We start from the raw sequence: 10,495 nt of genomic DNA, 5'->3' as shown, positions 1-10,495 counted from the left end.
TTTTCAGGGTATTAAAACAAAAAAATAAAATAATTCAATTGGCTAAATAAAACAAGACCTCACGAATGAGATCTTTTTTGGCAATATCCTAAAAGACTGCTAAATACTTAAGGGGATACTTCAAACTCAATACGACGATTTTTAAATTGACCATCTTTTGTCGCATTATCCGCAATTGGATTTTCTTCACCAAACCCTTGTGCTGTTAATTGAGAGGCCCCAACACCTTTACTCACCAGATAATCAGCAACTGATTTTGCTCGTTTTTCAGATAATGTTTTATTTGAAGCAGGATTTCCAACGTTATCCGTGAAACCTTTCACAACCAGTTTTGCATCAGGTACCTGTTTGATCAGATTTGCCGCTTTATCTAGAATTGCTTTATTCTCAGCGGGGATATCGGCTGAACCCGTTGCAAAGTTAATCACTTGAAGATTAAGTGCTGCCGCAATGTCATTGACATTTACCTGATCAGCCTTAATGTTTGATAAAGCTTCATCCGCTTTAGAATTACCTGCATTGCTATCTGTAGCTGCAGTATCAGCAGATTGAACCGCTGTCACTTGTGTGTTAGGAAGTAGCCCTTTGATATCATCAACCAGTTTCTGAGCTTGGGTAGCATCCCCTGCTTGAACCGTTAGCTGATTACCAATCCATGCTAGAGATACATTTGGAAGTCCCTTAACTTTAGCAAGTACCTGCTCAATCGCATTTTGATCAGGGAAATCAGCTGAATATTGCTGATCAGCACTGGCTTGACAATTTTCTACTCCAAAAATGGATTTAACTTGAGTTTTTAGCTGATCAATAAGCGACTGACTACCTGTATTTAGCTGACAATTTGCAACATTGCCATCCCCCCCTGTGCTGAAATGCAGCTCGGCAGGTTGAGTTGATGCAGCAACAGCACCCGAAGTTGCTGTATCCATTGCACCAGCTGATGGCGCTTTATGACTACATTGTTTAAAGAAAAATGCAATTAAAGCCGCTAAAATAATGAGTGCAATAATCGGTAAAAGCCAGTTTGATTTTTTCGGCTCTTGAGCGCTATTTTCAGCTGGGGTGGCTGTAGCTGAAGGAATAGTTGCAGCAGAAAAACTTTGATCTAAGCCACTGATATTTAATCCTAATGCTGCAAAAAAAGCAGTTGCCCAAGCTGGCAATGCTGCCTGAATATTACCCCACTGTGACTGAATAAACTGGAAAATTCCTTGCTTGTCATCTCCACCAGCCTGATCTGCCAGAATATTCAGTGTTGGTGTTATTGAACGGTTTAACGTGTTTTCAATTTCCTTTGCTGGTGCCTCTCCACCCACCAGACCTAAAAATTTGCTTACGGATTCCTGATGATTACTGAAAATGTCCCCCAATCTCGGGTTTAAGTTTTGTTGCAATAAATTGATCAGTTCAGGTTTAGATTTTAATACTGCAAGCAAAACTGGATAGAATGCACCAAGTGCACCTATTTTTTCATCTTGAAACTGATTATCACCCTCTAACAGCTTGGATGTAACCTTGTCTTTCAATAGCTCTATAATATTCATAAGGATGAACACTCCCGTGTCGTTGTTGTTATGTTATACAGTGCTGAAGCTACTCGACTGACTAAATTTAATTCTAGTTTTTTATTTTTTAATTTTATATTTTTTTTTGTTGCATTTTCACAATTGCGGTTACTAAAAAAAGCCAGATAAAGCTGGCTTTTTTTATAAACAATAAATTGTTATTTTGACTATTTAGCAAAAGTTCGCAACACTTTCCCTTTCACTTTTTGATTTAAAAGTGGAGTATTTTTTCCTTGAGAAATGATCGTATCTTTAGAAACAATCCATTCCAAATCTGGATCAACCAATACTAGACCAGATTCATTTTCCCAACGTTCAAGCATATTTGCAACCCGTGCTGGTGCAAGTGTAACTTTCTCGACCCATTCGAGTGCCGTGAACACACCTTCATCTACCAACGCTACACCAAATGGGACATAAGTATCAAATGCAGTAATACCTGACTCCGTTTCTGCAAATGGCGCCAGTTTGGCTGATCCACTTAATGGTTCGTGATGGGTACAAATCGCATCAATAACACCGTCTTTTACAGCCTGACGTAACTCAGTCTTGTCTTGCACAGATCGTAATGGAGGACGGACATGTGCCAAAGAGTTAAAACCATCAATCAGCTCTTCCGTCAAATGTAACTGATGCATTGCCACATCTGCTGTTACTGGTAAACCTTTTGCTTTAGCTGCCTTAATCAGTGCGACAGAAGCACCAGACGATAGTAAACCAAAGTGGGCACGTACACCTGTAGCTTCAATCATGAGCAGATATTTTGCTATCGCAATCGTTTCAGCAATTGCAGGAATCATTGGCAAGCCTTGACGTGAAGCTACAAAACCCTCGTGAACACAGCCATCTTTAGCGATTTCAGGTTCTTCTGCATAGAAGACCACAGTCAAATCAAGTCCTGCTGCATACTCTAACGTACGGATTACAACGTCATCATCAGCAAATGGTGCATTTGCATTTGAAACGGCAGTACAGCCACCCTTTTTCAACCCCCCCATATTTGCGGGTTGTTTACCATTTAGACCTTGAGTTTGTGCTCCAATAATCTGTAGATAGATACCACCATCCAGTTTGGCTTTTTCCACCAAACCATGAATAAGCGCACCGTTGTCCTGTACGATCGGTTTAGAATCTGGTGGGGTAATGATATGTAAAATGCCATTTTCCCGAGCAGCCCTACCTTCAGATTGTAATGTTCCATGCTGCTGTTGTCCGGGTTCACGCATACGTGCACACAGATCAACCATGGTTGGCATGAGCCACTTACCCGAGCCATCAATTGTTTCGACAATATTTTGCGATTCTTCGACTAATTTTCCATTTTCAATAAATACTGTTTGTATGCTATCCACTTTATTGACTGGATCTAGCACACGTACGTTTTCAATTTTTACAATACTCATGTGATCCACCCTTAAATAGAAATCGCTTCAATTAAACCTTTTTCTTGCAATTGACCTTGCATTGCAAGTGCTAACACTGCCATACGAACAGCAATACCATTGGTCACTTGATGTAAAATCACTGATTGCGGTCCATCGGCAATACTTGAGGCAATCTCGACACCGCGATTCATCGGTCCAGGATGCATGACAATACAATCCGGTTTTGCAAGCGCCAGACGGCGTTCATCTAAACCATACATCTTGTAAAATTCTAATTGTGAGGATAATGCAGGAGATTCGATTCGTTCATTTTGGATACGTAACGCAATAATGACATCACAATCAGCAACGCCATCATCCATTTTATTGAACATACGTACACCATAATCATTGAACCCAACGGGCAACAAAGTATTTGGTCCAATCAAACGGATATCTTTACAACCCAATGTCTGTAAAGCGGCAACATTAGAACGAGCTACGCGCGAGTGTTTAAGATCCCCAATAATAGCAACACTCAAATCTGCAAATGGTCTTTTAGTTTCACGTCGAATGGTCAACATATCTAGCATGGCCTGAGTCGGATGTGCATGTCGCCCATCCCCTGCATTGATAATAGCGACATGAGGACAAACTGTTTGTGCAATAAAATGCGCCGCTCCCGATGAAGAGTGGCGCACCACAAAAATATCTGCTGCCATGGCTTCAAGATTCCATAAGGTATCCCGTAGCGTTTCCCCTTTTGAAGTACTTGAGCGAGCAATATCAATATTTAGAACATTTGCTGATAAACGTTTTGCAGCTGCTTCAAAAGTTGTACGGGTTCGTGTGGAATTTTCGAAAAACAGATTCATCACTGTACGACCTTCTAATAGGGGGGTCGTTATCAGTTGATTTTGATCATTAATAAAAGAATGGGCTGTATCTAGAATTTTAGTAAGAGTTTCTTTGGAAAGACCTTCGATGGTAAGAAAATGCTTAAGGTGACCATCTCGGTTGAGTTGAATCTGGCTCGGTGTATGCAATGCCGCCAAGTGCATGAGAGATTCCTTATACGTTAAGTTAACGTATTATACAGATATTTATGCGGTTTTGGCAGTTGAACTTTTGGGCAATTGGAAAATTTCTATTTATACATTTGAAAATTTAAATAAATAACCACACAGCTAAAATTAAATGAGGTTCAACCAGTTATTTTCAATCCAGACACTCATGCTCATTGTTGCTACATGAAGTGCTTCCAGCACATATCCAGAGAAATTACAATCAAGGCAAATCCCATCAACATATTAAAAATTCGTGCTCTATTCCCTTGATTTAAAAAATCTGCCAGTTTTTCACCCAAAACGCCCCAAACCATCAATGATAAATAACAGACAATAAAATAGATCAGAATAAACACTGCTAAATAATAGACACTATGCTGGCTCGAAAACAGCGCAGTCCCTGCAACAGCAGCGATCCATGCTTTAGGATTAAGCCATTGCATTAGCGCTCCTTCAACAAAAGAAGGAATCTTTGTATTTTGCTGCACTGTAATCTGTTGCCCCTTTGCTTTAAAAATATTCCATCCAATCCAGACTAAAAGCATACTGCCAAAAACAGTAATGAAATCAAGCAACAGAGGATATAAAACAATAATTTGATAAAGTCCAAAACATACAGTTACAAGTAAGGCAGTAAAACCGATAGTCGCACCCGATATAAAAGGCAAGGTCTTTTTAAAACCATAATTCAAACCACTAGATAAAATCGTAATATTGACTGGTCCAGGTGAAATAGACATTGATAATGAAAAACTAAACATCGAAAGCAAAAGTGTCCAAAGCATTATTGTTGTACTTCATTTTCTATTCATGCTGTGTAAATGAGGTGTAGTTATCATTTTTCAAGATTTATTCAAACATCCTATATTGATAAATTTTCATATAAAAAAGCATTCTCATTCATATACGCTGACCTTTTCACGTTGAAAATAAGTTAAAATGTTCGTTTGCTTTACTGCCTTTGGAAATTTGCATGACTTCAAAACCACGTCTTTCTACATATTGGGTTACCTGTGCGGATGGACTTGAAAGCTTACTTTGCGAGGAAATCGAAAGTCTAGGGGTTCAAAATGTTGAACGTTTCCCTGGTCGTTTAGTTTTCAAAGGCACACTTGAAAATGCGTATCGTATTTGTATGTGGTCACGACTTGCATCACGTGTTCTGCTACCTATCCATACCTATGAGTTGGAACACACACATGATGCCCGTGATGTCGCAGAAGAGCTTTATGAAGGTGCGATCAGCTTTGATTGGTCTTTAGTTTTTGCACCCCAAAGCACATTTGCCATTCGTTTACACGCTGAGCGTGAAATCAAGGTGAATACACAGTTTGCAACCTTGCGTGCCAAAGACGGTGTCGTTGACTCCTTTATGGAAGCAGTTGGTCGCCGTCCAAGTATTGATACCAAACAACCTGAAATTACCTTGTATGTTCTTGCTGGTAAAACTGAACATACATACTGTCTGGATTTATCTGGGGATTCGTTACATAAGCGTGGCTATAGACGTTTTATGACTGATGCACCGATTAAGGAAAACTTGGCAGCTGCGATTTTACAGAAGGCAAAGCTAAAACAGTACAATCCAGATATTGTATTTGATCCAATGTGTGGTTCAGGCACATTTATCATTGAATCACTTTTGATCCTGACTGATCGTGCACCTGGCTTAGTTCGCCGTTTCGGTTTCAATGGCTGGAATGGTCATGATCATGAACTTTGGATGTCCATCAAGGCTGAAGCAGCAGAACGCCATCAAGAAGCTTTAACCCAGCCCTTGCCTCAGTTTTATGCTTTTGACGCTGACTGGGAAGCGGTTAAAGCCACTAAACAAAATATTATTGCAGCAGGTTTTGAGGCATTACTCGATCATATACAGATTGAAGAACGTACTTTGGCAGACTGGCCTGAGTTTAATGCAGAAGGGAAAAAAGCTCTTATTGTCACTAACCCTCCTTATGGTGAACGTCTAGGTGACAAAGCCTCAAACAAAGCTTTATATTTAGGCTTATCAGCACTTTTACAAAAGAATTTTCCAAAACAATATGCGGCTGTGATTGCATCCCAAATCGAACAGGCTGATGTTCTCGCATTTAATGAACCTCAAACCTTACGTTTAATGAATGGTAAATTACCTATCTATATCCGTTTTGGTGAAATCAAACCTGCAACTGTTACCCAGCCATTTTTAGCAACATGGCAGCCTCAACAATTTGACCCTATTGAAGGTGCAGAAGACTTTGCAAACCGCTTACAAAAAAATATGCAGGGCTTCAAAAAATGGGCTGTTAAAGACAATATTTATTGCTTGCGTTTATATGACGCTGACTTGCCAGACTTTAATGTTGCAGTTGATTTATATGGTGACAGACTACATGTTCAGGAATATGCCCCACCTAAAAAAATTGATCCTGAAAAAGCCAAAAAACGTTTCAATCTAGCATTGGCTGCAATCCGTGCTGTCACTGGTTTGGGGCGTGATGCTATCTTTATCAAAACACGTGCACGTCAGGAAGGTAAAACTCAATACATGAAGCAAAGTACCGCTTCAAAACGTTTTATCGTTCAGGAAGGTCAAGCTAAAATTTTGGTCAATCTCACAGACTACTTAGATACAGGCCTATTCCTCGATCACCGCCAAATCCGTTTACGTATAGCCAAAGAAGCCAAAGGAAAACATTTTCTTAACTTGTATAGCTACACCTCTACTGCAAGTTTACATGCAGCACTTGGTGGAGCTGCCAGCACCACAAGTGTAGATTTGTCCAATACCTACTTAAACTGGTCTAAAGAAAACTTTGTACTCAATGGTTTGACTGTTGATCATGCCGATGAACAACATCAATTTTTCGCCAGCGACTGTTTTGAATGGTTGAAAGAAGGTCACGAACAATACGATCTTATTTTTATCGATCCACCGACATTTTCCAACTCCAAAAAATTCTATGGCACGTTTGATGTTCAACGTGACCATGTTTCACTTTTAAAACGTGCCATGAACCGTCTGACCACAGATGGAACCTTGTATTTCTCAAATAACTACCGTGGTTTTGAAATGGATGAGGAAATCGAAGCAACGTTTGACGTTCAGGAAATTTCCAATGAAACTGTAGGACCTGATTTTAAACGGAATCAGAAAATTCACAGAGCCTGGAAAATCACCCATTTCCCAGTTTAATCAATTTCCTTAATTTTAGGGGTGTTAAAACATAATATGAATTAACATCCCCTAATGAGATGGATTATTAGGATTGACAACGATGGTAATATGATCAGGTTTTTCAATCCTCATATTACTGTTCGTCGTACTGATTTCATAAATTATAGGTCTGTTATCTACCTGAACAGGAACAACCTTATCATTTGATGCTGGCTTTAATGCTATGCTTTTCTTCTGAATTTGATAATCTGATACCACACCAGACTCCAGATTTTTGACTTGAGCTTTTCCTGCTCTCATAACAGCAATTTTATCATGCGCCTGTACCTGCTCATCTAAAGGTAATTGGGCATCCTCTTTTACTGCTGATATTACAATCGGTGATAATCTGGCAAAATGGTCTGTTTGTTTAGATAAGCTTTCTTCATCTAAAGGAGTAACAGCAAATACACCAGAAGCACCAAAACTACATACGATAAATAAAAATGAATATGGACGAATACTAAAAGTTATTTGACGCATCTTGTAGAGTCCTTGTTATTATTACTTATAAAAAATTAACAATATTATAAATGATGTGCAATAAATAAGCTGTTTTTCCCGATAACAGGTAAATCTGGAACTACTAACATTTCAAAAGGCAGATCATCCGCCCATAAAAAACCTGACCGAAGCCAGGTTTTTTATATGGAAAATGCTTAATTGAGTTTCATTTTTTCAAAAACCAAATGACCATCTTCACCTTTAATCAAAATCTTATCGCCAGGAATAAAGTCACCAGCAAGAAGTTTTTGCGCTAACGGGTTTTCAACCTGTTGCTGAATCGCACGTTTAAGTGGACGTGCACCATATACAGGATCAAAACCAGCGTCGATTAATATTTCAAAGGCAGTATCATCTACGGATAATCCTACTTCACGCTCATTCAAGCGAGCACGTAAACGATCCAGTTGAATATCAGCAATGCCACGGATTTGTGATTTTTTAAGTGAGTGGAAGATCACCAATTCATCAATACGGTTGATAAACTCTGGCCGGAAATGATGTGACACGGCACTCATCACCACAGACTTCACTTCTTCATCACTTGCACTATCACCAAGCTCACGTACATCTTGAGAACCAAGGTTAGATGTCATCACGATCACAGTATTTTTAAAGTCTACTGTCCGGCCTTGTGAGTCAGTTAAACGGCCATCATCTAATACCTGAAGCAGGATATTAAATACATCAGGATGTGCTTTTTCAACTTCATCAAATAACACCACACTGTATGGTTTACGGCGTACAGCTTCAGTTAATACACCACCTTCTTCATAACCGACATAACCTGGAGGTGCACCGACTAAACGACTAACAGAGTGTTTTTCCATAAATTCGGACATATCAATACGAATCATGTGCTCATCACTATCAAACATGAAGTTTGCAAGTGCTTTGGTCAACTCTGTTTTACCTACACCTGTTGGACCAAGGAACAGGAATGAACCACTTGGACGGTTTGGATCAGAAAGCCCTGCACGTGAACGACGAATTGCATTCGAAACAGCAACCACAGCCTCTTCCTGACCTACAACACGGTTATGTAAAAACTCTTCCATATGCAGGAGTTTTTCACGTTCACCCTGCAACATTTTGGTCACTGGAATGCCTGTAGCAGCGCTGACGACTTCAGCAATTTCATTTTCAGTAACTTTGGTACGAATCAACTTCGGCTCTTCGTTTACTTCAGCCACCTCTTCAGCTTCAAGCTGTTTTTGCAACTCCGGAATAACACCATATTGTAACCGGCTTGCCTCTGCCCAATCTCCCTCACGCTGCGCTTTTTCAAATGCAGTACGTGCTTTGTCCAACTCGATTTGTGCTTTATTTGTACCTTCAACCAGGGTTTTTTCAGCACGCCATACTTCTTCCAGATCGTTGTATTCTTTCTGAACTTCTTCGATCTGTTTTTCAAGATGATTCACTTCAGCTTTACTACCTGCATCTTCATCTTTTTTTACCGCTTCCAACTGCATTTTCAATTGGATTAGACGACGATCCAGACGATCTAGTGGTTCAGGTTTTGAGTCGATTTCCATTTTGATACGGGATGCCGCTTCATCAATCAGGTCAATGGCTTTATCAGGTAATTGACGATCGGTGATATAACGATGAGACATTTTCGCTGCAGCAATAATTGCGGAGTCCAGAATTTGCACACCATGATGGGTTGCATATTTTTCTTTTAGACCACGTAAAATTGCAATGGTATCTTCAACACTTGGCTCATCTACCAAAACTTTTTGGAAACGACGTTCTAAAGCTGCATCTTTTTCAATGAACTGACGGTACTCATCTAAGGTCGTTGCACCTACACAGCGCAATTCACCACGAGCTAGCGCAGGTTTAAGCATATTCCCCGCATCCATGGCACCATCACCTTTACCAGCACCAACCAATGTATGAAGCTCATCAATAAACAGAATGATTTCACCATCATGTTTTGCAAGGTCTTTAAGTACCGCTTTTAAACGCTCTTCAAACTCACCACGATATTTAGCACCCGCAAGCAATGAGCCCAAATCAAGTGAAAGTACACGTTTATTTTTCAAACCTTCAGGCACTTCACCATTCACGATACGTTGAGCCAAACCTTCAACGATCGCAGTTTTACCTACACCTGGCTCACCAATCAATACGGGGTTATTTTTGGTACGGCGTGACAATACCTGAATGGTACGACGAATTTCTTCATCACGCCCAATCACTGGATCCAGTTTGCCTGCCATCGCACGCTCTGTGAGGTCAATGGTATATTTATTTAATGAGTCACGTTGATCTTCGTGATTATTGCTCATGACTTTATCGTCACCTCTAATATTTTCAATTGCTTTGCGTAGGCTATCCGCTGTAACGCCTACACCACTTAACAATGTTTTGGTTGCACCTGTTTCAGCCAGTCCCAGTAAAACCCAGTCTGTAGACAAAAACTCATCACCTGCTTTTTGTGCATAACTATCAGCAAGATTTAAAGCTCTTACAGCTTCAGGATTTAGATTGATATCTCCAGTTGGATTGGCAATTTTTGGCGCATCATTTAATGCTTGATCTAGCTTTTGTTTCAAATCACGTAAATTGGCACCAGCCTGTTGTAACAGGCTAACATTGGCAGGTTCTTCCAACAAACTTGCCAAAATATGAATACCTTCAATTGCGGTATTATCCTTACCCATTGCCAATGATTGAGCATCTGAAAGGGCTTGCTGCAAGCGGTTTGTAAATTTTTCAAATCGCATTCTTGTTATTCCTCACAACAAATTCTGTACTTGATGGATATATGGGAACGCTTTATTAAAT

7 protein-coding genes are annotated in these 10,495 nt (G+C 39.8%); 1 reads left to right on the top strand and 6 read right to left on the bottom strand.

Features of this window, described 5'->3' with window-relative positions; translation table 11 throughout:
• Nucleotides 1-107: 107 nt before the first annotated feature.
• From KPC_RS13560 to KPC_RS13545, 4 genes are all read right to left on the bottom strand, one after another.
• Nucleotides 108-1,544, bottom strand: coding sequence for an OmpA family protein (locus KPC_RS13560; protein WP_121974898.1), 1,437 nt, complete (start codon nt 1,542-1,544; stop codon nt 108-110).
• A 188-nt stretch (nt 1,545-1,732) separates the two neighbouring features.
• Entirely contained in the window at nt 1,733-2,968 is a 1,236-nt protein-coding gene (locus KPC_RS13555) for a dihydroorotase (protein WP_121974897.1), read from the bottom strand.
• 11 nt (nt 2,969-2,979) lie between these two features.
• Nucleotides 2,980-3,990 carry an aspartate carbamoyltransferase catalytic subunit gene (locus KPC_RS13550; protein WP_121974896.1) on the bottom strand — a complete coding sequence of 337 codons (1,011 nt, stop codon included), beginning with the start codon at nt 3,988-3,990 and terminating at the stop codon, nt 2,980-2,982.
• Between the two features lie 185 nt (nt 3,991-4,175).
• Nucleotides 4,176-4,781, bottom strand: a complete 606-nt coding sequence (locus tag KPC_RS13545) for a LysE family translocator (RefSeq protein ID WP_213065899.1) — start codon at nt 4,779-4,781, stop codon at nt 4,176-4,178.
• A 188-nt stretch (nt 4,782-4,969) separates the two neighbouring features.
• Here KPC_RS13545 and rlmKL point away from each other — a divergent pair, with 188 nt between their 5' ends.
• Complete coding sequence (gene rlmKL / locus KPC_RS13540) at nt 4,970-7,174, top strand: bifunctional 23S rRNA (guanine(2069)-N(7))-methyltransferase RlmK/23S rRNA (guanine(2445)-N(2))-methyltransferase RlmL (RefSeq protein ID WP_121974895.1); 2,205 nt, start codon at nt 4,970-4,972, stop codon at nt 7,172-7,174.
• 51 nt (nt 7,175-7,225) lie between these two features.
• Here rlmKL and KPC_RS13535 read toward each other — a convergent pair whose 3' ends face one another.
• Complete coding sequence (locus KPC_RS13535; RefSeq protein ID WP_121974894.1) at nt 7,226-7,678, bottom strand: hypothetical protein; 453 nt, start codon at nt 7,676-7,678, stop codon at nt 7,226-7,228.
• Nucleotides 7,679-7,854: 176 nt separating this feature from the next.
• Nucleotides 7,855-10,434 (bottom strand): ATP-dependent chaperone ClpB, encoded by a 2,580-nt coding sequence (gene clpB / locus KPC_RS13530; protein WP_121974893.1) that lies wholly within the window; start codon nt 10,432-10,434, stop codon nt 7,855-7,857.
• Nucleotides 10,435-10,495: the final 61 nt, after the last annotated feature.

The organism is Acinetobacter stercoris (assembly GCF_900323515.1).
GTDB lineage: Bacteria > Pseudomonadota > Gammaproteobacteria > Pseudomonadales > Moraxellaceae > Acinetobacter > Acinetobacter stercoris.
This window is presented reverse-complemented; position numbering and strand designations above follow the sequence as displayed.

Bases quoted from the DNA above. Each gene is read 5' to 3' on its own strand.
- KPC_RS13545 (WP_213065899.1), bottom strand. From the start codon at position 4,781: ATGCTTTGGACACTTTTGCTTTCGATGTTTAGTTTTTCATTATCAATG.
- rlmKL (WP_121974895.1), top strand. From the start codon at position 4,970: ATGACTTCAAAACCACGTCTTTCTACATATTGGGTTACCTGTGCGGAT.
- KPC_RS13555 (WP_121974897.1), bottom strand. From the start codon at position 2,968: ATGAGTATTGTAAAAATTGAAAACGTACGTGTGCTAGATCCAGTCAAT.
- KPC_RS13560 (WP_121974898.1), bottom strand. From the start codon at position 1,544: ATGAATATTATAGAGCTATTGAAAGACAAGGTTACATCCAAGCTGTTA.
- KPC_RS13535 (WP_121974894.1), bottom strand. From the start codon at position 7,678: ATGCGTCAAATAACTTTTAGTATTCGTCCATATTCATTTTTATTTATC.
- clpB (WP_121974893.1), bottom strand. From the start codon at position 10,434: ATGCGATTTGAAAAATTTACAAACCGCTTGCAGCAAGCCCTTTCAGAT.
- KPC_RS13550 (WP_121974896.1), bottom strand. From the start codon at position 3,990: ATGCACTTGGCGGCATTGCATACACCGAGCCAGATTCAACTCAACCGA.